At 42.5% G+C, this 24,515-nt stretch carries 19 protein-coding genes and 1 pseudogene; 10 read left to right on the top strand and 10 right to left on the bottom strand.

Annotated elements, in window-relative coordinates:
- Positions 1-36 precede the first annotated feature (36 nt).
- From ABWY16_RS01670 to ABWY16_RS01660, 3 genes are all read right to left on the bottom strand, one after another.
- Positions 37-3,582 (bottom strand): SusC/RagA family TonB-linked outer membrane protein, encoded by a 3,546-nt coding sequence (locus ABWY16_RS01670; protein WP_353902912.1) that lies wholly within the window; start codon positions 3,580-3,582, stop codon positions 37-39.
- 176 nt (positions 3,583-3,758) lie between these two features.
- Positions 3,759-4,865, bottom strand: a complete 1,107-nt coding sequence (locus ABWY16_RS01665) for a FecR family protein (RefSeq protein ID WP_353902911.1) — start codon at positions 4,863-4,865, stop codon at positions 3,759-3,761.
- Positions 4,866-4,924: 59 nt separating this feature from the next.
- A complete protein-coding gene (locus ABWY16_RS01660) occupies positions 4,925-5,512 on the bottom strand; it encodes an RNA polymerase sigma-70 factor (protein WP_353902976.1) in 588 nt (195 codons plus the stop codon).
- Between the two features lie 215 nt (positions 5,513-5,727).
- Here ABWY16_RS01660 and ABWY16_RS01655 point away from each other — a divergent pair, with 215 nt between their 5' ends.
- Positions 5,728-7,530 (top strand): glycoside hydrolase family 35 protein, encoded by a 1,803-nt coding sequence (locus tag ABWY16_RS01655; protein ID WP_353902910.1) that lies wholly within the window; start codon positions 5,728-5,730, stop codon positions 7,528-7,530.
- A 90-nt stretch (positions 7,531-7,620) separates the two neighbouring features.
- Here the strand turns inward: ABWY16_RS01655 and ABWY16_RS01650 are convergent, their stop codons facing one another.
- Positions 7,621-7,773 carry a lmo0937 family membrane protein gene (locus ABWY16_RS01650; RefSeq protein ID WP_353902909.1) on the bottom strand — a complete coding sequence of 51 codons (153 nt, stop codon included), beginning with the start codon at positions 7,771-7,773 and terminating at the stop codon, positions 7,621-7,623.
- A 175-nt stretch (positions 7,774-7,948) separates the two neighbouring features.
- Here ABWY16_RS01650 and ABWY16_RS01645 point away from each other — a divergent pair, with 175 nt between their 5' ends.
- From ABWY16_RS01645 to ABWY16_RS01630, 4 genes and pseudogenes are all read left to right on the top strand, one after another.
- Positions 7,949-8,161, top strand: a complete 213-nt coding sequence (locus ABWY16_RS01645) for an SDR family NAD(P)-dependent oxidoreductase (RefSeq protein ID WP_353902908.1) — start codon at positions 7,949-7,951, stop codon at positions 8,159-8,161.
- A gap of 20 nt (positions 8,162-8,181) precedes the next feature.
- Positions 8,182-8,694 (top strand): annotated as a pseudogene (locus ABWY16_RS01640) (SDR family NAD(P)-dependent oxidoreductase); the annotation flags it as partial.
- Positions 8,695-8,733: 39 nt separating this feature from the next.
- The gene (locus ABWY16_RS01635) at positions 8,734-9,369 is read left to right on the top strand and encodes a DNA-3-methyladenine glycosylase family protein (RefSeq protein WP_353902907.1); all 636 of its coding nucleotides are present in this window, start codon (positions 8,734-8,736) and stop codon (positions 9,367-9,369) included.
- Between the two features lie 360 nt (positions 9,370-9,729).
- Entirely contained in the window at positions 9,730-10,263 is a 534-nt protein-coding gene (locus ABWY16_RS01630) for an RNA polymerase sigma factor (protein WP_353902906.1), read from the top strand.
- A gap of 98 nt (positions 10,264-10,361) precedes the next feature.
- On the opposite strand, the gene ABWY16_RS01625 is transcribed toward ABWY16_RS01630, so the two are convergent.
- Both ABWY16_RS01625 and ABWY16_RS01620 read right to left on the bottom strand, forming a co-directional pair.
- Entirely contained in the window at positions 10,362-10,697 is a 336-nt protein-coding gene (locus tag ABWY16_RS01625) for a hypothetical protein (RefSeq protein WP_353902905.1), read from the bottom strand.
- A 375-nt stretch (positions 10,698-11,072) separates the two neighbouring features.
- Complete coding sequence (locus tag ABWY16_RS01620; protein ID WP_353902904.1) at positions 11,073-12,389, bottom strand: PQQ-dependent sugar dehydrogenase; 1,317 nt, start codon at positions 12,387-12,389, stop codon at positions 11,073-11,075.
- A 155-nt stretch (positions 12,390-12,544) separates the two neighbouring features.
- Here ABWY16_RS01620 and ABWY16_RS01615 point away from each other — a divergent pair, with 155 nt between their 5' ends.
- From ABWY16_RS01615 to ABWY16_RS01595, 5 genes are all read left to right on the top strand, one after another.
- Positions 12,545-13,219 carry a DUF2490 domain-containing protein gene (locus ABWY16_RS01615; protein WP_353902903.1) on the top strand — a complete coding sequence of 225 codons (675 nt, stop codon included), beginning with the start codon at positions 12,545-12,547 and terminating at the stop codon, positions 13,217-13,219.
- Between the two features lie 102 nt (positions 13,220-13,321).
- Entirely contained in the window at positions 13,322-13,594 is a 273-nt protein-coding gene (locus ABWY16_RS01610; RefSeq protein ID WP_353902902.1) for a hypothetical protein, read from the top strand.
- 133 nt (positions 13,595-13,727) lie between these two features.
- The gene (locus ABWY16_RS01605; protein ID WP_353902901.1) at positions 13,728-15,326 is read left to right on the top strand and encodes an ATP-binding protein; all 1,599 of its coding nucleotides are present in this window, start codon (positions 13,728-13,730) and stop codon (positions 15,324-15,326) included.
- Positions 15,327-15,407: 81 nt separating this feature from the next.
- Entirely contained in the window at positions 15,408-17,453 is a 2,046-nt protein-coding gene (locus ABWY16_RS01600; protein WP_353902900.1) for a histidine kinase dimerization/phospho-acceptor domain-containing protein, read from the top strand.
- 152 nt (positions 17,454-17,605) lie between these two features.
- The gene (locus tag ABWY16_RS01595; protein ID WP_353902899.1) at positions 17,606-18,460 is read left to right on the top strand and encodes a lysophospholipid acyltransferase family protein; all 855 of its coding nucleotides are present in this window, start codon (positions 17,606-17,608) and stop codon (positions 18,458-18,460) included.
- 5 nt (positions 18,461-18,465) lie between these two features.
- Here the strand turns inward: ABWY16_RS01595 and ABWY16_RS01590 are convergent, their stop codons facing one another.
- From ABWY16_RS01590 to ABWY16_RS01575, 4 genes are all read right to left on the bottom strand, one after another.
- Entirely contained in the window at positions 18,466-20,406 is a 1,941-nt protein-coding gene (locus tag ABWY16_RS01590) for a non-ribosomal peptide synthetase (protein WP_353902898.1), read from the bottom strand.
- Entirely contained in the window at positions 20,403-21,707 is a 1,305-nt protein-coding gene (locus ABWY16_RS01585; protein ID WP_353902897.1) for a cytochrome P450, read from the bottom strand. The genes ABWY16_RS01590 and ABWY16_RS01585 overlap by 4 nt, the downstream gene beginning before the upstream one ends.
- 268 nt (positions 21,708-21,975) lie before the next feature.
- Positions 21,976-22,848 carry an inositol oxygenase family protein gene (locus tag ABWY16_RS01580; protein WP_353902896.1) on the bottom strand — a complete coding sequence of 291 codons (873 nt, stop codon included), beginning with the start codon at positions 22,846-22,848 and terminating at the stop codon, positions 21,976-21,978.
- A 36-nt stretch (positions 22,849-22,884) separates the two neighbouring features.
- Positions 22,885-24,510: a sodium/sugar symporter gene (locus ABWY16_RS01575; protein WP_353902895.1), complete on the bottom strand. Its 1,626-nt coding sequence runs from the start codon at positions 24,508-24,510 to the stop codon at positions 22,885-22,887.
- Positions 24,511-24,515: the final 5 nt, after the last annotated feature.

Raw genomic sequence — 24,515 nt, 5'->3', positions numbered from 1 at the left:
TTTTTTAACGTTTTAAAACAGCGGTTAATGATTCTTTTACAATGATGCCTGAATTCCAAAAGACAATGACTTGTTCAATGGGTAGGTGTTAAATGATATAACCTCCGGATCATAGTTCCTGTTCAGTGAAGTGATGGTGAAAAGGTTGGCGCCTGTTACATAAATTCTCAACCTTTGCATTTTGATTTTATCTGTCAGCACTTTAGGTAAAGTATAACCAATGGTAATCTGTTTCACCCTGGCATACGCCGCATTCAGCAGGTACTTGTCCTGAGCCTGTTCATTGCCGCCGCCGGAGAAACGTACCCTTGGAAAAAATGCATTTGGGTTTTCAGGTGTCCAGTAATCCGTTGAATAGGTAGAAGGAATGCTGTATTCATCATCTCTGAAAGCATAAAAGGTATATTCATTCGGATAGAACCGCTGAGACAATACCCCTTGAAAGAAAGTCGTAAAATCAAATGCTTTATAAGTGGCGTTTAGATTCAGCCCAAAACGGTTATGCGCAGTCTGGTTACCGATAATTTTCAAATCGCCGTGGTTTGCAAGTGTACTGTTCCCGTAATTGATCTTTCCATCACCATTTAAGTCGGCATATTTGATATCACCGGCAAGCCATTTGTAACCCGCAAGCGCAGAATTATCTACTGCCTGCGCTTCAGCATCAGTTTTGTAATATCCGTTGTTTGTATAGCCCCAAACTTCTCCCAATTCCTGACCTACCCTAAAGTCTCCCAGGTTGTTTGTAGGATTACCTGCATACCTCGTTACTTTGGTATTTGAGTTGTTGGAAAGGCTCAGTGTTACAGCATAATGGAAATCTCCATTCAGTGCTTTATCCTTCCAGTTTAAGCTTAGTTCCCATCCTTTTGATCTCAAATCTGCTGAGTTGGATGGGGGCGTAGCGGCACCTAACACTGCCGGCAATTGCAGACTGTTTACCAGGATGTCTTTTGTATTGTTAATAAAGTAATCAAAGCTACCATTTAGTTTGTCATTCAGGAATGCAAAGTCGAGACCAATATTCTTTGTCTGCACTTTCTCCCATGTCTGATTAGAACTCAGTAGCGCCGGTGCTTTTACTATAGTTCCGGGTTGCCCTCCGATCAGGTATGGTACTGTTCCGGTTAATTGTGTCGCGATATATGGATATTGTGCATAGGAACTGATGTTGCCATAGGATATTGCGCCTGGCATTGCACCGTTTCTGTCCTGAACAGATCTGCTTCTTCCTGGAGTCAGCTGGTCGGGGAGTTGTCCGTATGAGGCCCTGATTTTTAATTCATTAACAGTATTTTTGATATTTTTCATAAAAGCTTCATTGGCGATATTCCAGCCTAATGAAACTGAAGGAGAAAACACATACTTGTCATTTGCCGGGAACCTGGAAGAGCCGTCGTAGCGTGCATTTACTTCAATCAGGTATCTGTTGTCATAAATATAGTTTAACCTGCTGAAACTTCCGATCAAAGCTGATTCAGTTTCCACTCCGCCAACAACCGGCTTGGTATCTGTATTGATTCCGATAGCCGGAAGTGTAGGATCAATCAGGCTCCTTGCTGTCGCATTGCTCAGGCGGTAATGGTAATATTCCTGATTATAGCCAACCAAAGCTTTGAAATAATGCTTGTTGGCAAAAGTATTCTCATATGTGGCGTAAGTATTCAGCGATTTATAGGTGTTGTTTTGTCTGTTTTCCGAAACCTGCGAAGGGTTTGTCCATGGAAATATACTCAGAAACTGCCCGTTTACGCCATATTCATTGTAAGGGATCATATTAGCCTTTTCAAATTGAGAAAAAGAATTGAAAGTGTAATCAGCAACTACACTTAAATGATCTACTGGTTTAATGATCACCCTGCCGGTCGTCCATAAATCATTTTGGTTGTCTATATCGCGGCCGGAAAGTGCGTTGACGGCAAAAGGGTTGGTGTAATTTCCCTGACCTGCATAATGCCCGTTACCATCAGGATTGAATATAGGCATGGTTGGCGGTAAGCCTGCTACGAGCCAGCTGCCATTACCCGGGCCACCCTGATTAATCCTTGTGGGGCCGGGTTGATCATTATCAACATGCGTCAGCGACATGTTGAAGTTGAAAGTAAGCCATTTATTTACATCAGTATTTACTTTTAAAGAAGGTGTATATCTCTGGTAAACCTGATTAGCACTTTCCTGCAGGCCTTCCTGTCTGAAATAACCCATACCTGCAGCATATGTGGTTTTTTCTTCGCCTCCGGTAACCGAGATATTATGTTGCTGCTGTGGTGCCCATCCCGGATAAAGTTCCTTAACCCAGTCGGTATTCCCTACATACCGGTATTTTTTAGGATTTCCCGGATCAGGATACCCCGTAGGGTTATTGGCAGGATCATTTCTGTATGCTGCTGCCATAATTGAATCCTGCGCAGTGAATGGATTTGTAGTATATCCACCACTTTGCTGACCCGATCTGTTGGCATAATTGAACATCTTGATGTAGTCATCGGAGTTTACCTGATCCGCCAGCTGAGTAGGGCGGGAGATGGTATAAGATCCAGAATATGTTACCCTCGTTGGGCCCTTCTTACCCGATTTGGTAGTAATCAGCATTACGCCATTGGCAGCTCGGCTACCATAGATCGATGCAGATGCTGCATCTTTCAGCACCGTTACACTTTCAACATCATTCGGGTCAATAAGGTTCGGGTCACGTGCTACTCCATCTACCAGAATCAGAGGTGAAGTTGTTGTAACTTGTGTAGAGCCCGGTGCCAGGGTAGTTAGTCCCCGGATATTGAAACTTGCGCCCTGTCCGGGTTGACCGCTGTTCAGGTTTACATTCAGATTGGGGATCAATCCCTGCAGTCCATCACCCAGGTTAACCATTGGGCGGCTATCCAGTTTGTCAGCATTTACCGTTGCAATGGCGCCAGTCAGATTTACTTTCTTTTGCGTACCATATCCTACTACAACGACTTCGGTAAGGCTTTTTGCTTCTGGCACTAATGCGATCTGCAATGGTGCTGTACCGCTGGCGGTAACCTCTTTGTCGTTGTATCCGATGTAACTCACAATCAGCACAGAGTTGTCTGGTGCCTCCAGCGCAAAAAAACCATTTGTATCAGTTGTTGCGCCCGATTTTACACCTTTGATTCTTACAGTTGCTCCTGGGAGAGGCTGTCCTTTTTCGTCTACTACTTTACCTGTAAACCTGATAACCGACATTTCCATACCGGATTCGGAAATTACAATGAGGTGGTTGGGCAGTTCATTGTATTTAAATCCTGAATTGGCCAGCAGATCGCTGATCAGTTGAGGGACTTCCGTGTTTTGAACATGAAGGTCAATCTTTTTGATCGACGGTGGATTAGATTCGCTATATACAAAATGATAGTCACTCTGCTTCTGAATAGCGGAAATGACTTTTTTAAAGTCGGCAGATTTCAGGTTAATTGTAACCTTCGTCTGCGAGAAGCCACTTGCAACGACATTTAAGTTAAACAGAATGATTAATAGCGTGGTTAATTTCATGATTAATAGAGACTTTAGTAGCCAATACTTCTCCATTACACCCATTTTGGGGTGTTTAAAAAATTTCATATGTTTACTGGATTAAAGGTGAACAATTGCCGTTGTCTGGTCAGAGATTACGGCAGATAGCTTTGATACATCTAAGGCGGGAATCACTCTTACGGGGAGTTCCCGCTCTTTTTAAGTAATTTTTTCTCTTGTCATAAGCATTTGGTTTCTTTGGTTTGTTGATTGATTTTTATTTGTCAGTAGATAAATACTTTTGATTTGGTAATTCTGTATTTAAAAGGTGTAACGATCTTCAGTGCATCAAGCGCCTCAGCCAGGGTTTCTCTTTCAAAGATGCCGGAGAACCGCTCTGTTTTCATCCTGTCGTTTACAAAAACAAATGGTATTCCGTACCATCTTTCCAGTTGCAGGGATAGTTCTACAAAATTTTTATCACTGAATACCAGCTTGTTTTGTACCCATGAGGTTTCTATAATTGTTTTGTCAGTATTGGGATAATGGGTTAAACTGGTAAGTGCATAATTTGTGCTCCTGCTGCTATTTTCCCCTAATGATGGGACATTTTTTAGCTCTGGCTTATCTAAAGCACCGGTATTGTTCTTGACGATGAGCTTTTCGCTGGGCTTCAGGATGATCCGGTCTGAGGGGCGGTCATTGAGTGTTACTTCAACAGAACCGCGGATCAGTGTTGTTTCGCTCAGTGGCTCGTTGATATAGGATTTGACATTGAATGCGGTACCCAATACCCTTACATTCATTTTATTGGCATGAATAATAAAGGGATGTCTTGAATCTTTATGAACGTCGAAATAAGCTTCCCCATTCAGATAAACTTCGCGTGTGTCACCAGAAAAACGCTTTGGATATTTAAATGTAGTAGCAGAATTCAGGGTGACAACAGTTCCGTCAGCCAGCCTAATAGTCTCTCTGAAAGTAGGTCTCGTAGTTTTTTTAAGCCATTTTACAGACAGTTCCTGACTATGGAAGGGGAAAAACTTGCTGTAAAAAGTGAAAATGCTGATAGAAATTAATATTACTGCAGCCGCGCTGTACCAGTACTTCAAGTATGGCCTGAAGAGCACAACAGGTTCATCGTTACTGGGTGATGGTCTATGTCCATTAAGAATTTCGTCCGCTTCAATCTGTGCCATCAGTTTGTTGAACATGGCCATATTGTCACGCGATGATACCCTTTTCCTGTTCCAGAATTTATTTAGTATTTCCTTTCTATGGCGTAATTCCGGATTTTTGCTGATAATATCCTTCAACTCTTCGCGCTCGGCGTCAGTCAGCTCATTTACAATTTTTAAAGTAAGCAGTTGAATAAATCTTTCGTTTTCCATATAAGGATTATATCCTGGTTATGGTAAAGACAATCAATCCTTTAAAATGGCCCACATGTCTAATGAAATATTTTAAAAAAAGAGACAAGAAAAAGAAGATTCAGTAAAGCTTCGCCGATTTTATAGGCAGGGACAGCATGTTCCGCCAGCACCACATTCAGTTTTTTCATCGCTCTGTAGAGCTGATTTTTTACTGTTTTCGGGGAAATATTTAAGATTTCAGCTACTTCTTTGTAGCGTAAATCCTCCTCTTTAATCAGGCGGAAAATGATCTGGCATTGTTGGGGCAGCATATCAATAGCCTGTTCAAGCTTCAACATTAGTTCTTTAGTTTCCAGTGCTTCCTGGGGATTAAAGGTATTGATTAACTGAAATTCATTGGTATCATCAATCTGCACCAAATGTATCCCTGAAAACTTTTTAATATAATTCAGGGATTGGTTTTTAACTGCAACAAAGAGATAAGTATCCAGGCTCCTTATTTCTGACAGACTTTTCCTGTTGGTCCAGCACCTAAAGAATACATCGGAGACAATGTCTTCAGCCGCTTCAGTCTGATGAATATACATCATGCAAAACTGAATCAAGGGCTCATTTAACAAATAAAAAATTGATTCAAAGGCTTTTTTGTCGTCATGAATGCTCACTTGACTCCATAGTTCTGAGAAATTGGCCTTTTTATTTTTCAAAGTGATAAGCTAATTTTATCCTAACTTAATAAAAAAGTGACAATAGTTATGCATTTAAATAAAAACAAGGCTGATGAATGGTAAAATTCTCTACTTTTAAACTTTTTCGATCATAGGCGTGGGCTAATTGATAGAAATATGTGTCTATATGATCAAACAACTTACCATACAAAATGAAATATTACTTTCCGTTACTTTTATTGATGCTGCTGTCCGGTATAGCAAAAGGACAGCAGAAACATTCTTTCTCCTTTGCCAAAACTGACTTTATGATGGATGGCAAGCCTTATCAGATCATCAGCGGTGAAATGCATCCGGCCAGAATCCCCAAAATGTACTGGCGCCACCGCATTCAGATGGCCAAAGCTATGGGCTGTAATACCATAGCCGCTTATGTTTTCTGGAACTACATCGAAGAGAAAGAAGGGGTGTTTGACTGGAAATCAGAAAACAGGGACATCGCTGAATTCGTGAAAATCTGCCAGGAAGAAGGTATGTGGGTCCTTTTCAGGCCCGGTCCGTATGTATGTGGAGAGTGGGACTTCGGAGGCTTTCCACCTTATCTCTTAAGCATTCCTGATATCAGGCTGAGATGTATGGACCCGAGATATATGGCCGCAGTAACCAAATACGTAGCTGAGATTTCCAAACAGATCAAGCCATTACTGATCACCAATGGCGGACCTGTCATTATGGTGCAGGTAGAAAATGAATACGGCAGTTACGGAAATGACAGGGATTATCTCGCCGCCCTGAAAAAATTATGGCTGGATAACGGTATTGACGTGCCTTTTTATACTGCTGACGGACCAACCCCTTTTATGATGGAAGCAGGAACAGTTGAAGGTGCTGCCATAGGTCTTGACAGTGGCAGCAGCGATGCTGATTTTGAGCAGGCTGCTAAAAAGAACCCTGATGTGCCGGCATTCAGTGCTGAAACATATCCCGGATGGCTAACCCACTGGAAAGAAAAATACCAGAGACCAGCTTTGGCAAATATTGTGAAAGAGGTTACTTACCTGATGGAGCACAAACGGTCATTTAATTTATACGTGATCCATGGCGGTACAAACTTTGGGTTTAATGCCGGTGCCAATGCATTTACTCCTGTACAGTTTCAGCCTGATATCACAAGTTATGACTATGACTCGCCAATAAATGAACGCGGTGAGCCTACGGCCAAATACTACGCGCTGCGTGAGCTGATCGCAAAATACACCGGTAAAAAATTACCGAAAATACCTAAGCCGACAGCTGTTACGGTGGTACCAGCTTTCCAGATGCAGCCCTTTACCAGTATCTGGAATGAACTGCCGCAGGCTGTTAAATCTCCGCAGGTGAAAACAATGGAGAGTATGGGCCAATATAAAGGCTTTATTGTTTACCGTACAAAACTGATCGGTCGCAAGAGCGGCGAGCTTACCATAACCGAACCTCATGATTATGCTTTGGTGTTACTAAATGGCAAGCTGGTAGATACTGTTTACCGCGATGGTGGTAAATGGACGGTCAGGCTGCCGGAAACAGACGTAAAAGACCCGGTACTGGAAATTCTGGTAGAGAATATGGGGCACATCAACTTTGCTCAGTACATGATCGACCGTAAAGGAATTACTGATCGTGTTGCGCTTGAAGGAATGACACTGTTCAATTGGGAAATCTTTAACCTGCCAATGGACGATAGCTTTGTCAGCGGATTAAAACCAGCTGAAAAAGGTGATCTTCATGATGGTGTATTTTTTAATGGGAATTTTAAATTAAGTGCTGCTGCAGATACATACCTGGACCTAAGCAAATTTAAGAAAGGTGTCATTTGGGTAAATGGTCACAACCTAGGAAGATACTGGAATGTTGGGCCGCAGTTTCATTTGTATTGTCCTGCGAACTGGCTTAAGAAAGGGAATAACGAAGTTGTGGTGCTGGATCTGCATCAAAAAGATGCAGCAGTTATTTCTGGTGTAAAAACGCTGGAATAGTAGAATCCGTAGTAGTAACACGCAAAAAAAGGGTGCCGATCATGCAATGTGCAAAAGTCGTCACCCTTTTTAATTTCTTACCTCTGAAAATTAAGCTGCGCCGCGTATTAATCTCAGAACAATCGCAATTACAGCAATGACTAACAATGCGTGAATTATACCACCTGTGTAAAATCCGCCAAGGAAGCTGATTGCCCAAATGATAACTAGAATTACTGCGATTAAATAAAGTAGATTTCCCATAGTTTTTAAGTTTTAATTAGATGTATGCTGAAATAACCTAATTCCGTGCATATTGTTTTTATATTTTTTCTATTACAGTTTTAGCAAGCGTATAATCTACCAGATCTGGGGATTTCAAAACTGGTGTTTTTTAAGTTACTTCAGGAGTTGATTCGCTCATTTAAATTATATCTCAATGAAAGTACTGGGTAATAAGGTCGTAGTTATCACCGGTGGCGCTGGCGCACTTGGATTGGTTACCGCGAAGTTATATTTATCAAAAGGTTCATCAGTAATGCTTGTAGATAATGATAAAGAAGCGTTGAAACTCGCTGCTAAAACGTTAAACCATAATGAACTGGCTTATGTCGTAGCAGATGTTACCCGAACAAGCGATACCCGTTTGTAAGTTAGACGGTAAAGCGCTTTGGTAAAATCGATGTTTACATCTATTGTGTCGGGGTGATTGAGTTGATCATGCCTGTTGTACAGATTTCTGAGGAAGATTTCGCTTATGCCAAATGCGTAAACTTTAGTGGCGCCTGGCTCGGTTGCCTGTATGTGCTCCCCGAAATGAATGATCGTGGAAGTGTCATTCTGGTGACTTCCATGGCAGGACATTGGAGGCCAGCAGATAAAGGTAGATACACACAATGCAAACATGCAATGCTGCGCCTGATGCGGACGCTATCTTTAGAAGTTGCACATAGAAATATCCGGGTAAACACCATTGACCCTATCAATTTTGAAGGCAGGATCATGCGTAATCCGGAGGAAAAGCTGATCTCCGGTAACCGGGATGAACTCAAGCAGATCATGAAGTTGATGATCCCTTTAGGAAGATACGCAGAGCCAGAGGGAGTTGCCCACTCACTGCTTATTTTTGGCTGTCAACAGTACATATATCACAGGTACAACCCATGTGATATCCGGAGGGTTTAACAGCTAAGATCTGAGCTGTTATTTGTACTTTTATACCCTATGCCGGATCAATTTATAAGAGCAGACTATCATTTGATTTGTGACCGCCTTGCTGCAGTGGATGCTGATCTTGCAAATGTAATGGCTGTCTATGGGTATCCGCCAATGTGGACCAGGCCAAATACATTTGAGAGTCTTGTTCATATTATCCTTGAACAGCAGGTGTCACTGGCCTCAGCCCTGGCAACCCTGAACAAACTAAAAGAAAAGATACAACAGATAACTCCGGCAAACCTCTTAATGTTATCAGATGAGGAGCTGAGGGGATGTTATTTTAGCAGACAAAAGACTGCTTATGTAAGATATCTGGCCGAAGCAATTGTTAGCGGGCAGATTGATCTCGCCGCTCTGGAGCTTAGTGAGAATGATGTTATCCGTAAAGAATTAACCAGTCTTAAAGGCATTGGCAACTGGACGGTTGATATTTATTTGATGTTTACCCTTCAGCGTAAGGATATATTTCCGATAGGAGACCTGGCTGCAGTAAGCGCATTAAAGAAGGTGAAATCGCTTGAGGCAAGCGTAACAAGAGAGGCGATGGTCAGTATCACCGAACAATGGAAACCCTACCGGACTATAGCATGTATGATCCTCTGGCATGCTTATCTCAGCAGCAGAAATCCCAAAGCTGTTTAATTAGAGAACCTGGTCGTACCAAAAATAGTACAGTTATAAGTGTTGAGAAAACCTGCCAAAGAATGCCAGTTTCGGGAAGTAGATTTTTTAGGGTAAATCTTTTAGTGCGCTTAGTCTCAGTAAAACACAATAATAAGCTGATTTTTTTTCATGGTTAACAAACTATAAATCAGCAGGAAACATTCTGATGATTTTCGCTTAAATGAATGATCTCGGTCCATCCCGATGAAAAGGAATAACAGGCCGGAAATTTTTTTCCATACCATTCACCGGCATTTAAAAACCCGGTTTTGGTATGAGAGTTGAAATAATAAAACAGTATCTATTTTACATTTATTATAAACGCCTAACCTTCCAGCTATGATTAACAATACTTTAAATTATCAAATTAACGATCACAAATCTGCCCTGAAAAACTTTGCAATGAACTTTACGCAGAACATTGACGATGCAGACGATCTGGTACAGGAGACCATGTTAAAAGCTATCCGTTACTCAAAACTTTACCAGGAAGGAACAAATTTAAAAGGTTGGTTATATACAATAATGAGAAATACATTTATCAATGATTACAGGAGGATGGCGAAACAACGCAGTATCATTGATACAACTGAAGAAGTGAATTCTGCACAACTGATGAAAAGTGCAACAGCTAACCAGGCAAATAATAAATTTATCAGTGATGATGTAAACAGGGCTTTGGCGCAATTGAGCTATGAATACTATACGCCTTTCATCAAATATTTTGAAGGATATAAATATCACGAAATTGCTGATATGCTGAACATACCTATTGGTACAGTTAAAACCAGAATCCACGTTGCGCGTCAATCCCTGAAAAGCAACCTGAAAATGTACAACCAGGAATTTAAGAAATCAAATAAATGCAATTAGGGTATTTTGCATGAAGCATAATCACTCCGGGAATAACAGTAAACTAATTTTTGAATAATAAAAAAAGCAGCGTCTATCCAGAGGCTGCTTTCTCTTTTCTAGTAATCCTGGGCATCTATCCATACACTTTTTCCGTGCACAGCAACCTTTGATGGATTTAATAAATCATAATCCAGTTCCCAGTTTTCGGCTTCATCTAAAATAAGATCTGCATGGTCAGCATGCATTCCATGATTCAGCAAATTGATCATTGCAATATGCCGCGCAGAACGGTTACTCTCATTGTGATATACCGACTCGACAGGTATCAATTGCTTTTGTTCAGGTTCCATTGAAAAAAAATCCTGAATTAGCGTAATTACTTTATTTAGCACTGATGGAGTTTTAATAAGCGACGAATCTGATTCGAAATTAAATGCTTTATTATTTTTCATTTTTTGAGACCTGTTTAATTATATACAAACCTAAATAAAATATTTGGATTACCAATAGCAATAGAGGAAAAATTACACAATGTGGGTATTTTGTTCCCCGTCATAATTTACTTGTAGATTAAATCTCCTAAGTTGATGTTTATTTCTGGTCATGAAAGCTATAAATGGCTGTGTATACTACTTTTATATAGCAATTAGTATTGTAGTGTATGAGTCATTGTTAAAGAAATTACTTTAATTTTTTTTCTCATTAGGCCAAAAAATGGGGAAATAAATGCCTGTTATCCAATTATATTCCCCAAGGTTGTGTGCCAAATAAAAAAAATGGGCCGGATTTTAATCAGGCCCATACTATTTTCCGTTCTTTATTTAGTTTTACTTTGCACTAACTCTCCAGATCGTACTGCTTACATCATCCGCTACTAAGATCGATCCGTCTGGAGCAACTGCTACATCAACAGGCCTTCCATAAACCTCACTTTTTGAAGCGTCAGAAATAAAACCTGTAAGGAAGTCCTCCAATTTTCCGGCTGGTTTGCCATCTTTGAACGGAACAAATGCAACCTTGTACCCTGAAAGTTCAGATCTGTTCCATGAGCCATGCTGGCCCACGAATGCACCATTCCGGTATCTGTCGGGAAATTTATTTCCTGTATAAAAAGCCAATCCCAGTGAGGCGGTGTGGGAACCAACAGGCATGTCAGGAGCAATGGCCGACTTAACCAGATCAGGTCGCTTGCCTTTCATCCTGGGGTCCTCATTCTGGCCATAGTAGGAGTAAGGCCAGCCATAAAAAGCACCTTCCTTTACACTCGTAATATAATCCGGAACTAAGTTATCGCCCAGACCGTCCCGTTCATTAACGGCTGTCCATAATATTTTTGAGCCTGGTGACCAGTCCAGTCCAACAGGATTTCTCAGTCCCGAAGCATAGATCTTTTCACCTGTACCATCCGGATTTACTTCCAGGATATTGGCACGGCGCATTTCGTTTTCCATCCCATTTTCTCCAACATTACTGCCAGAGCCTACAGAAATATATATTTTTGAATTATCTGCATTGGCAATCAGGTTTCTGGTCCAGTGGTTATTGTAACCGCCGGCAGGCAGATTCACAATCTTTTTACCTTTGCCTGTAATCCTGGTTTCTCCCGTCTGGTAAGGATACTGGAACAAGCCGTCTGTATTGGCTACATAAAATGAGTTGCCGATAATCAGCATTCCATAAGGCTGGTTCAGTCCTGAAAGGAAGGTACTTCTTACTTCAAACTTGCCATCATGGTCCTTATCTCTCAATAACAATACAGTGTTTGCACTTTCTCCTCCGACTTCAGATTTGGCTTTGCCGCTGACAGCATTTGCTATTTTATCCTTGACATCCCGTTCAGAATTAGACAGCGCCACCAGTATATCACCATTGGGTGCAATATATATACTCCGGGGGCTTTTCATGTTGCTGGCAAAAGCCGATACAGTAAACCCGGCGGGTGCAACTGGGGTTTTTCCTGCAGGCCAGCCAATAACTTTGCTGAAATTGTTTTTTGCGGCATTGGTATCAGGAGCAGGAAGGTTTAATGCTTCAGTAGTTGCCGAATCCTGAGACAGGCTATCAGTGTCCGTGCCCTTATTTGGCTGAGAGTTACAGGCGACAAAAAATGGAGCTGCAGCCAGTAAGTAAAAAAATCTTTTCATAATTATTTCATTCATAAGAGTTAATGATTAGTATGCTAACGGATTATTGACAAAAATTGTTTGCGCGTTTAATTCCTCGCAACCGAACTTTTTGAGGATATTAAGGTTATGACTTGATGAAACATCCTCAGAAAAGCGCAAAAATAAGACCAGTTGTGCTGTTGAACCTAGCACTGCTGCTAATCAGCAACAGCCTTTCTGCCCAGGAGAATGCGGCCTGGCTTTTTCTCTCGCACACACAAAAAATCAGCAAAAAATTTGATATACTGGCGGATGTGCAGTTGCGCAGCACTGATCATATCACGTATTTTTCTGCACTGTTGCTGCGAACAGCCCTGAGTTATAACCTGAACAAACATCAGGCAATAGCTTTGGGTTATGCACACAAGGGCGACTGGGAAATTGAGGAGGGCAATAAGAGTTACATCCCGGAACATCGTATCTACCAGCAGTACCTGCATAACTTTAAGGTTGAGCGGATAGAAATGACGATCAGGAGCAGGCTGGAACAGCGTTTTGTCAGGGCTGAAAGCTATCAGTTCTCCCAGCGCGCCCGTCTGTTGTTAAGCGCACAAATCCCGCTGCTGGCCAATAACGATTTTACCCGCGGGATCTACGCCAATCTCCAAAATGAAGTATTTGTAAATGTGCAGCATAAAGGGAATGTGAATGGTAAATTCCTTGACCAGAACAGGCCGTATGCTTCTGCAGGGTACCGCTTCAATAAACATATGGATATAGAGTTTGGCTATACGCGCTGGCTTCAGCGTGAGGAAGCGGGGGATCAGACAACCGATGTGATGCAATTGATGATCACCACAAGCCTTTAAATCGCCCCAAGCCTGAACAATTGAAAAAATAGTTTTTAATACAACTTTTTAGAGTGACAAATACAAAACATAATTTAAAAATGCCTTGTTGAATATTTGCCTATGAAAACATATACAAATACAAAAAACATCACTTCAAAAATATTTTATGATCTTTTGAAGAGCAACTTCAAGGAGATGTTTCCCAAGGATAACTTGCAGTATGGGATCAATCACGATCATATTTTGGTCGAAAGCGCAGGAACAGCACTCTATGACATCGAGGTCACTGACGCTGCATTTAACTTGACAGAGATTACCCCTCAACAAAAAAAGATTGGCGAAAAGCTCGAAGAATTTATCCAGGCTTCCCTTATGCCTGCGGATGAGCGTTAATTATAAAAACTTCTGGGCCTGATCTGCGTTGTATTGAATGTTAGCGGATATTCCGTCAAGCTATAGGTCAAACCTGGCTTACGTGCCCGCTTCCTATTGCTTAATCGTATTTTTGATACACTAATGATGATTCATGCCTGACACCTCTTTTTCCAATAGTACCCAACCGGCAGATAATGCCAGATATCCATTGTTAAGTAATGAGCGCGAGCGTCAGGCAGCCCTGGATTCTTACCATATTTTAGACACTGCCGAAGAAAAAGATTTTGACGACCTGACCACCCTGGCTTCGGCTATTTGCCAGACGCCAATTGCACTGGTAAGTCTGGTTGATAACGACCGGCAATGGTTTAAATCTCATAAAGGTTTGCAGGCTATTGAAACACCAAGGGACTTTTCCTTCTGTGCCCATGCAATTGCATCCTCAGCAGAGATCATGACCGTGCCCGATGCAACCAAGGATGTAAGGTTCGCAGATAACCCCCTGGTAACCGGAGAAACCAATATTACTTTTTATGCAGGTGTGCCGCTGGTGAACACCGATGGTTTCGCGCTGGGTACGCTATGTGTGATAGATCATAATACCAGAGAGCTCAGTAATGAACAGGTAAATTCGCTGATTATCATTGCCAAACAGGTAACAGATAAACTGGAGCTGAGAAGAAAAAACCTGGAACTGGGAGTTACAAATGAGCGTTTAACACTTGCGCTGGATGCCGGCAAGCTCGGCTCTTACGATATGGATATGAAAACGGGAGTGCTGCTCTGCAACGAACAATGCAGAAAGAACTTCGGCTTAAAGGATAATGCTACTTATAATTTCGCTGATCTCTTAGGAATCATCATTCCTGAATACAGGGAATACGTGGAGGAAAGGATCAATTCTGCAATTATGAACGATACTGTCTACCAGGCCGAATACCAGATTGTATGGCCGGACGGTACAAAACAGTGGATCAATGCATCAGGCAAACCACGATATGATATTAATGGAGAAGTAACCAGGCTGGTAGGCGTAACGCAAAACATAACCGAGCGCAAGGAGCTGGAGCAGCGGCAGGCAGAATTTTTAGGCGTTGCCAGTCATGAACTGAAAACTCCTGTTACGATTTTAAAAGCAAATCTTCAGTTGCTTGACAGATACAAGAGCAATCCTTCTAACCCTAACTTTCCACGCCTTGTTGATTCTGCCATCAAAAGCATGGAGAAAATCAACCACCTGGTGGATGACCTTTTAAATATGCACCGGTACGGAGAAGGACAACTTCGCCTTGACAAAACAACTTTCAATATTGCAGAAATGCTCGACCTCTGCTGTAACCATGTCCGCGTAACCGGAAATCATCAGCTGATCGTAAAAGGGGATCTCACGACTCAGATGCATGCAGATGAACACCGCATTGATCAGGTAGTGGTTAACTTTGTCAACAATGCAGTGAAATATGCCCCGGATTCTGAAGAAATACACCTGAATATAAGCAGGCAGGACGGATATGTAAAAGTCTCTGTTACAGACTTTGGTCCTGGCATTCCAGCAGACCAGGTTCCACATCTGTTCGACCGCTACTGGCGAAGTGATCATTCCGGTGCAAAATATACAGGATTGGGACTTGGCCTATATATCTGTTCGGAGATCGTCAAAAAACACAAAGGACAGATTGGCGCTGCGAGTGAATTGGGAACTGGTAGTGTCTTCTGGTTTACTATCCCCTGCGAAGACCTGATTGAATGAACGAATTGAACGGAATGTATTTGCGGCACTTTATCTAACTTCATTTTGTATTAGCTTATATACAAGCTCTCCAATAAGAAATTGATTAAGATTCCTATACCTGAAAATGAGAAGGAGCGTCTGAGTGCCCTGCATAACTACGCCATATTAGATTCAATAAATGAAAACGAATTTGACCGTATTACCGAATTGGCCTCGCTGGTTTGCGATACACCTGTTGCGCTTATCTCGTTTATTGATGAAAAAAGGCAGTGGTTCAAGTCTATCATGGGTTTAACAAACAGGGAAACCTACAGAGACTTATCCTTTTGCCAGTATACAATCATGGATAATGTGCTTTTGGAAGTAAGTGACGCAAGTTCTGATGCGCGTTTCAGCAATAATGAACTGGTTCTGGAAGACCCTAATATCCGTTTCTACGCAGGCTACCCGCTGATTGATCTCAAAGGTTATGCACTGGGTTCGTTAGCAGTAATAGACTATAAGCCAAAATCACTTACGGAAAGGCAGAAGAAATCACTGAAACTGCTTGCAGAAGAGATTATGGTACTGATAACAGAGCGCAGTCAGAAAGAAGAACTGAGATACTTTGAGAAGATATTTCAACTGTCCGACGACCTCATCTGTATTACAGATGCTGACGGATCATTCAGAAAGATTAATCCAGCATTTAAAAAGATTCTGGGATGGGATAACAGCTCTTTGCTGCATACATCCGCGTATGACCTGGTTCATCCCACAGATACAATAAGTATCCGGCAGGAGCTGGAAAAGCTGGTAAGCGGAGTAAATCCTGTGCAGCATACCTATCGTACCAGAACTCAGGCAGGCGACTACAGGTACGTCCAGTGGACAATTACCCCAGAACCTCTGACAGGCCGCTTTTTTTCGATTGGAAGAGACGTCACAGCAGATAAGTTAAGAGAAGAAGAGCTGGCCGCCAGTGAAGAAAAACTGCGGTTTGCAAAAGAGCAGGCAGAACAGGCAAACCTGGCCAAATCAGAATTCCTGGCCAACGTGAGCCATGAAATCAGAACACCTTTAAACGGTATTATCGGCTTTACTGACCTGGTTCTGAAAACCAGTCTAAATGAGCGGCAGCAGCAATATCTTGCTATCGTTAACCAGTCGGCCGATTCTCTTTTAACCATTATCAATGATATCCTCGATTTTGCAAAAATAGAAGCACGAAAGATGGATCTCCATATCGAAAAGTGTGATATTTATCAGTTGACTGCGGATGCGACTGATATTATTTCCCATACCATCAAACAAAAAGGACTGACTATGCGGATGAATATTGCCGCTGATATGCCAAGATTTATATGGGCCGATGCCATCCGTTTAAAACAGGTGCTGATCAATCTGCTTGGGAATGCTTCCAAGTTTACTGAAACAGGAGAAATAGAATTGAAGATAGAACTGATGACCGTCAATGCCGGCATGTCAACCTTCAGATTTGGCGTCCGCGATACGGGAATAGGGATCGGTGAAGATAAAAGGGCCAAGATCTTTGAAGCCTTCTCACAGGAAGATGGTTCAGTCACCAAAAAATATGGGGGGACGGGGCTGGGACTGACTATCTCCAATAAGCTTTTGGGATTAATGGGCAGTCGCCTGCTGCTGAAAAGTACAGCAGGTGAGGGCAGCCTCTTTTATTTCGATATCGCTTTTAAAGCTGAAGCCGGAGATGAACATGCAATACAGAAACCAGGGCTGCCTGCATATATAACCAGGGGTATATACTCAGAAGCACTGACCATTCTGGTTGCAGAAGATAATCCCGTGAACATGCTGCTTACCAAAACTGTCATCAAAAGAATTGTGCCCAACGCCAGATTGATTGAAGCCTTTAATGGCCGCGAAGCCCTCAACTCATGCGCTGCAAGCCTGCCTGACCTGATTTTAATGGATATACAGATGCCTGATATGAACGGTTATGAAGCCACTACCAGAATAAGGGCATTGGAACAGGAGGGTCATATTCCTATTATTGCCGTTACTGCCAGTTGTCTGAGCAGCGATAAAAAAAGATGTTATGATGCGGGAATGGATGATGTGGTGACCAAACCTTTTGTAGAAGAAACTATTGCTTCGATGATTCAGAAATGGATTAGACAGAAGTAAAACTATCATCAGTAAACTTTCATTTTCTCATCATAATGTGATTTTCTTTTCCAGATTATACCTATTAATGTAATAGTTGGTCTCCTGTGCGCAATAATTTTTGATATCAGGTAAACGGGCAATAATTTTACAGCTGTTAATTTTGATATGATATGTTTTTGTTACGGAGAATGGCAAAATTGCCTTTATCAATCTTGTATGTAATTTCCAATTGCGTAGCTTTTCTCGCCTATCATGTAATCAGGTATAGGTACAAGGTGATTTATAGCAATTTAAAGCTTTCATTTCCGGAAAAAACTGAAGCGGAAGTCAGGCAGCTGATAAAGCAGTTTTATCTGAACATGTCTGACTGGCTGGTGGAAACACTAAGAGCATCTGAAATGACTGCCGAAGAATTGGATAAAAGGGTCAGGTTTGTGAATACCACCGTGCTTGAACGTTATCTGAAGGAGGGTAAATCAGTGATTACGATGGCTACACATCAGTTTAACTGGGAATGGATGCTGCTTGCAGGGAGCATAAAATTTAAAGTGCCGGTAGATGCTGTCTATATGCCCATCAGTAATAAAAAGGTTGAAGAATTTGTGCTGAAAATCCGGTCCAGATTCGGAGGTAATCCTATTCCAAAAGACGACACACTCCCTTTGGTTGCAAAGCGGATCAGGGAACAGCGCATCATCGGCCTGGTGGCGGATCAAATGCCCTCAAAGGACAACCAGCAAAAGTACTGGACTACTTTCCTCAATCAGGAAACCGCTTTTTTTATGGGTACGGAATCTCTTCCAAAAATGACCAAACTGCCGGTGGTATTTATGGCGGTTCATAAAGTAAGAAGGGGATATTATGAGGTCAAGCTGGAGGAAATCGCACAACCGCCATATAGTTATGATAACCGGCAAATCCTGCCTGCCTATGTGAGGCATGCAGAGAAGCTAATCAGGGCCAATCCCGCTGGTTGGCTATGGAGCCACCGCCGGTGGAAATACCAGCGGGGCGCTTATGAATAGCAGCATTATGCCTTACTCCGTATAAAAGCAGCAAGCTCATTGAGCGTGGGGTAATCAAAAAAATCTGTCAGCTCAAGTTTACCAGGGTAGGCTTCGTCAATCCGCTGGTAAATACTGGCAAGTAAAAGAGAGGTTGTGCCAGCTTCAAAGATATTGTCGTCCGGGCCAATCTTCTTTTCAGGTATCAGCTCTGTACATATGTTTGTGAGTACTTGTTCTACCGTTCCCTCCAGTGCAGGGCCTTTGTTTGGCATTATAAGGTAGCTATATTGGCGGATCTGGTCAAGCATTCCGTCAAATTCTCCATCCAGGTATTGCGAACCCAGTAAATAGCGTTGTATTTTCCCGCTGGTGGTTTTTGGAATTTTAGACAGGGGAATCACTTCTGCCACTTCCAATCCGGCCTGCTCATTAACAGTGCGTTTTAAGGCAGGGATTTGTGGCACAAATCCTTCCAGAGGACCTTTGTGGATAACGAACAGGATGACCTGGTCCTGAATATCCCCTGGTTTCCGGACACCGCAGGCTGCAATTTTCCCTTTGTCAATAGATAAACTGTCTTCAACAATCATTTCAATATCATGTGGATAATAATTCTGGGAGTTTACAAAAATTATATCTTTTTCCCTGCCGGTAACAACCAGGTTCTGGTCAGCATCCAGGAATCCCAGGTCACCCGTATTGAGCCAACCATCCCGGATCATCTGCATATTGATTTCAGGAAGGTTAAGATAACCGCTGGTAACATTGTCGCCTCTGATTTCTATCCTTCCTATCGTATTCGCCGGCAGGAGCGTACCCTCCGTTGCTGTAATACGGATCTTGCAGCCTTTCACAGCCTTTCCCTCCACGACAAAGGCAATCCCGGATTGATCTGCAACCACTTCCATTCCTGCTTTAAGGTGGCTGCGGCCCAGGCTTACAGTTTTGAAAAGCTTGCCTGCTTCAGGGAAGGCAACAGCCAGGCTGGCCTCGGCAAGTCCGTATACGGTAAACATGGTTGTTGGTTTCAAACCATAGGGCTCAAAAGTTTTCAGAAACTGTTCGGTCAGGTTAACAGAAATTGGCTCAGCTCCATTAAAGATCAGCCTGATGGCTGATAAATCGATGTTCTCCCCGGATGAAGTTTTCCATGCATTGAGGCAGTGCTGATACCCAAAGTTGGGAGAGCAGGTAACAGTGATCTTCCGGCTGATCTTTTCCAGCCATAACAAGGGTCTGCGAATAAAGATCTCCGTGGGCATGATATACTGGTCAATATCAAAAAACAGTGGGGTGAGGTGAAACCCTATCAGGCCCATATCATGAGTCAGCGGCATCCAGCTAAAAGTTGTATCAGCATTGCTGATCTTCATCCCCTCACCAATCCCTGCAATATTAGTGACCAGGTTTTTATGCGAAAGCACTATACCCTTAGGGTCGCTTGTGGTACCCGACGAGAATTGGATCAAAGCAGTTTCTTCGGGTTCAACCTGTGCTATTGTTCCTCTTTCCTTGAAGTTAGGAATCTTTTCCACTATAAAAAGACGGTCCTTAAGCTGTGACCACTCTTCATGCAAATCATTATTTTCTGCAAATTTTTCAAGACGTACAACATTTGCCTGGTCGATAACGATCCATGGTTGGTTAAGCTGGCTGAGGATCCTGAATAATTTCCAGCGGTGCTCATTAGAAATGCCGAATGACACAGGAACAGCTACCGCTGCCCCCAGTACAGTAGCCCAGAATGCTTCCACAAAAGCCGTGTTATTTTGAGTGATCAGTACGATATGATCGCCTTTTGTTAAGCCCGATTGCTGGAAATGGTGTAAAAGGCCAAGTGCACGTTCGCGCAGTTCAGCATATGAAGTGCTGTAGCTCTCCTGCTCTCCGCGGATATAATTTATGGAAGAGGATGAATGCTGAAGATTGTTCAGTGTCTGTATCAATGTAGAAGGGTAGTTCATTTTCTTAGCGATAGAAAGGTATATAAAGGATTCGGGTTGCGCAGGTTGATCCGGGCTTCCATGGTTATTTGCTCAGGTACCACTACCTGCAGGTCATATTTCTGTGTGATGATAGCCAGATGCAATTGCATTTCTACCTGTGCAAAGTAATCCCCGATGCACTGTCTGGGTCCTCCCCCAAAGGGGAAATATTCAAAGCGGCCTCTGTCTTTCTGAGGGTAGCTAAACCGATCCGGCATAAACTGTTCCGGGTTTTCCCAGTAATCAGGATGGCGGTGCATCAGAAAAGGAGAGATGAATATGTCTGTTTTTGCAGGGACATGGTAGCGGCCAATTTGATCATCGGTTATGGATTTTCTGGTGAGCAGCCATCCTGGCGGATACATCCTCATGGTTTCATCGATCACCTGCTTGACGAAACCTAGCTGTTGAAGCTGCCCGAAACCAGGAGGCATACCGTTTAGCGCCTGTATCTCTAGTTTCATTTGCTGATAAACCTGTGGATGGGTTGCAAGCAGGTACCAGGCCCAGTTCAGGGCACTTGCTGTAGTTTCATGACCAGCTACGATCAGGGTCAATAGCTCATCGATAATTTCTTTATCAGACATGCCTTCCCCCGTTTCAGGGTCGCGCGCAGTCATTAGCATAGATAAAAAATCATCTTCAGTACGGCCATCCTGTGCTCTTCGCTGCATTATATTTCGGATTTCGGATGCCAGCGACCTGAATTTTAATGCAAAATTTAAATCGCGTGCATGTTCTTCCGTGAGCAGCATAAAAGGATGCATCCGATGCTGTTTTTCAATTAAATTGAGGTCGGTGGAGAACAGTGACTGCAGCACTATGTTTAAAGTTAACCTGCTCAGTTCTGCAGTCAGGTTAATAGCCTCACCTTGCTTTGCCATCACCCCCCATTCTGCGGCCATTTTCTGGTTGGCTGTAACAATAGATCTGGAAAGCCTCTCGGTCACCTTCCTGTGAAAAGCCGGCTGAACCATTCTTCTCTGCTTTTTCCAGTATTCGCCCTCACTGCCCATAATTCCATTGCCAAGGAGGATTTTTACACGATCGATACCTACGCCTTTAGTGTAGTTCCTGTTATTTGTGATCAAGACATGTTTGATCATTTCAGGATCGTTTATCACATAGGTATAAGATTTTCTCCTTTCAGAGTATACTTTGTAAATATTTCCAAACTGGCGGAACAGCTTTGTGATCTGATCAATAGTATCATCGCCTGCATCCAGTTCCACTGGAATATCCGGGCCGGGTGGATAGATATGATTATTAAAAGCAACCATCGCAGATTATTATTAATAGTCAAATTTACAAATCCGGCAATTGCCCTAAAACACATATCGCCGTATAATTGCGACATTTTATTGTCAAAATGTGATGTTAAAAAATCTCAACCGCAGAAAGTTAAAGTTTTAGGAACTACAGAAGGGGGATCTTGGTTGAAGATAAAAACAGGCAGAAAAAAGTAGGTAAAGAAATTAGCCAGTCGTATTGCTTCGGAAGAGACGAATGAATGAATACGACTGGCTGGTAATTTGAAAACTGTACATATTAAAGTTTAACTGTTGCCGGTAAATACTTAGCGATCAGATCTTCATAATATGGCCTTAATTCTGATACTACCGGTGGTTTAGGGCTCTTGGAATACAAATCATATGGATTGAACTTATCTACCCATTTGAACATTTCCTGATCATGCGCATTCAGCAGGTGGTCATACTGGTGTTCTCTGTGCTGTGAGTAGAATGAGTGGTACCTGATCATATACAGTGCTTCTTCAGGAAGATAATCCTTAGTGATATGGTACAGGTATTCGTCATGGCCCCAGGACATATGCACATTGTCTAAACCGCACTGATGGGTATAAACACCATATTTTGTATTATAACGCTCATCGGTACTGTCCGGATTGTCTGCAAAGAACTCCGGATAAACGATCTTGTCAGAGAACTTACAGCCCACAGGGAACGAATCACCAACAACATTCCATTGAGGCTCCCCAAATAAACAGAGTACCTTACCCAGGTCGTGTATAAACCCGGTCAATACAAACCAGTCTGGATGACCGTCGGCGCGGATGGCTTCGGCCGTTTGCAGCAAGTGCTGTAACTGGTCCAGCGAAATGTCAGGGTCTGAATCATCGATCAGCGTGTTCAGGTATTCCATGGCCGACCACCATGGCATTTCCATTTTATCAAATTTCAGGAAATTTGCTTTTTTTGCCAGCACATTGCCGTAAGTCTGGTATTTGTGGTTCAGCCTATAGAATTCCCTTACCGGTTCAATCTCAGGGCTGTCATAATTTCTGAATTCATCTTTGGCTTTTGCCGGAGTACCTGGTTCAGGATATCTCATCAGCACATCATCTTCCCATTCATCGAGGCTAGCCAATGGAGAGATCTCCTGTTTGCTTAACTCTTTCATACGCTTTAGTTTTATTGTGATAATTTAATTATTTACTTACCAAAACACGGTATATAACGCTGCAAGTATGCCGCAGATTATTACCGAGGCCACCATAAATGATGGACTAACTTTAAACATTTTCGTATCTATCTCTAATCCCTGAGGATTATTTTTACTCTTTGGATCGGTCAGTGTAATGATGATCATTACCGCAATAATTATGCAGAATACCCAGGACATCCGGTTGAGAAATGGAATGGCCTCAATTGCCCCCTTTGTGATTTCAGGCAGGAATTTAAACAGTGTTGATAATGGAATGGTAAGCAAAGCAGCAGTAAGTGCTGCTTTTGATGTTGTCCTTTTCCAGAAAAAACCCAGCAGGAAAATAGCAAATACCCCGGGGGAGATAAAACCTACATATTCCTGTATAAATTGGTACACCTGGTCGAAACTGCGCAGTGCAGGGGCTATAACAATCGCAATAAGTGATGCTATTACTACAGACCATCGGCCTACATTCACCATCTTCTTTTCTGATGCCCCTTCATTGATAAACTTCTTGTAGATATCGAGGGTAAAGATTGTGGCTATACTATTACATTTTCCTGCAAGTGAAGCTACGATTGCTGCGGTCAGTGCAGCAAAGGCCAGTCCTTTTAATCCTGCAGGTAACAGGTTCATCAGTACAGGATAGGCGTGATCAGGTTTGACTACACCGTTATCCATCATTTCCTGATGGAAATAACCATGTTTATAAAGAACATAGGCACAGATCCCCGGAATAACAACAATCACGGGAATCAGCATTTTCAGAAAAGCAGCAAACAATAAACCACTGCGGCCTGTCTTGAGATCAGCTCCCAGCGCCCTTTGTACGATATACTGGTTACAACCCCAGTAATTAAGGTTATTGATCCATAATCCGCCTACAAGCACCGCAATGCCCGGCAGTTCGCTGTAGAATTTATCCCCTTTATGAAAGATCATATGGAAATGGTCGCCGGCTTCTGCCCGCAATACTGGGAGTGCGCCCAAAACGGTACTGATGCTGAATTTATCAGAAACCATGTTAAGGGCCATATAACACGTAACCAGTCCGCCCGCTACCAGAACAAATACCTGAATCACGTCGGTATAACCAATCACCTTCATGCCGCCGAGTGTGATCAGCGCCGAAAATATCGCCAGAGCGATAATGCAGGTGTTAAATGGGATGCCTGTGATGGTTTCAATGGCTACTGCACCCAGGAAAAAAATAGAAGTTAGATTTACGAAAACGTATACCAGCAGCCAGAAAACGGCCATTAATGTACTTACTGTATTGTTGTACCTGCCCGATAAAAACTGGGGCATGGTATAGATTTTATTCTTAAGGTAGATGGGCAGAAAAAATACGGCTACAATGATCAGCGTAGCTGCCGCCATCCATTCATAACTGGCAATGGCGAGGCCCATGGCAAAGCCGGAACCAGACATGCCGATAAAGTGTTCTGCGGAAATGTTGGAGGCGATGATGGAGGCACCTATTGCCCACCATGTTAACGAGCCTTCGGCCAGGAAGTAATCCTTTGTGCTGGTACCTGTTTTTTTCTTATTCCAGTATACCCAGTATCCATAACCGGATACGATAATGAAATAGATTAAGAAAACAACGTAATCGAAGACTGATAAATGGTTCATGTAAA

The organism is Pedobacter sp. (assembly GCF_040513095.1).
GTDB lineage: Bacteria > Bacteroidota > Bacteroidia > Sphingobacteriales > Sphingobacteriaceae > Pedobacter.
The sequence above is the reverse complement of the archived record's forward strand: the minus strand, read 5'-3'. Positions and strand labels throughout refer to the sequence as shown.

Bases quoted from the DNA above. Each gene is read 5' to 3' on its own strand.
- ABWY16_RS01665 (WP_353902911.1), bottom strand. From the start codon at position 4,865: ATGGAAAACGAAAGATTTATTCAACTGCTTACTTTAAAAATTGTAAAT.
- ABWY16_RS01645 (WP_353902908.1), top strand. From the start codon at position 7,949: ATGAAAGTACTGGGTAATAAGGTCGTAGTTATCACCGGTGGCGCTGGC.
- ABWY16_RS01670 (WP_353902912.1), bottom strand. From the start codon at position 3,582: ATGAAATTTTTTAAACACCCCAAAATGGGTGTAATGGAGAAGTATTGG.
- ABWY16_RS01595 (WP_353902899.1), top strand. From the start codon at position 17,606: ATGTTTTTGTTACGGAGAATGGCAAAATTGCCTTTATCAATCTTGTAT.
- ABWY16_RS01625 (WP_353902905.1), bottom strand. From the start codon at position 10,697: ATGAAAAATAATAAAGCATTTAATTTCGAATCAGATTCGTCGCTTATT.
- ABWY16_RS01610 (WP_353902902.1), top strand. From the start codon at position 13,322: ATGAAAACATATACAAATACAAAAAACATCACTTCAAAAATATTTTAT.
- ABWY16_RS01590 (WP_353902898.1), bottom strand. From the start codon at position 20,406: ATGAACTACCCTTCTACATTGATACAGACACTGAACAATCTTCAGCAT.
- ABWY16_RS01620 (WP_353902904.1), bottom strand. From the start codon at position 12,389: ATGAAAAGATTTTTTTACTTACTGGCTGCAGCTCCATTTTTTGTCGCC.
- ABWY16_RS01605 (WP_353902901.1), top strand. From the start codon at position 13,728: ATGCCTGACACCTCTTTTTCCAATAGTACCCAACCGGCAGATAATGCC.
- ABWY16_RS01630 (WP_353902906.1), top strand. From the start codon at position 9,730: ATGATTAACAATACTTTAAATTATCAAATTAACGATCACAAATCTGCC.
- ABWY16_RS01580 (WP_353902896.1), bottom strand. From the start codon at position 22,848: ATGAAAGAGTTAAGCAAACAGGAGATCTCTCCATTGGCTAGCCTCGAT.
- ABWY16_RS01635 (WP_353902907.1), top strand. From the start codon at position 8,734: ATGCCGGATCAATTTATAAGAGCAGACTATCATTTGATTTGTGACCGC.
- ABWY16_RS01575 (WP_353902895.1), bottom strand. From the start codon at position 24,510: ATGAACCATTTATCAGTCTTCGATTACGTTGTTTTCTTAATCTATTTC.
- ABWY16_RS01650 (WP_353902909.1), bottom strand. From the start codon at position 7,773: ATGGGAAATCTACTTTATTTAATCGCAGTAATTCTAGTTATCATTTGG.
- ABWY16_RS01655 (WP_353902910.1), top strand. From the start codon at position 5,728: ATGAAATATTACTTTCCGTTACTTTTATTGATGCTGCTGTCCGGTATA.
- ABWY16_RS01585 (WP_353902897.1), bottom strand. From the start codon at position 21,707: ATGGTTGCTTTTAATAATCATATCTATCCACCCGGCCCGGATATTCCA.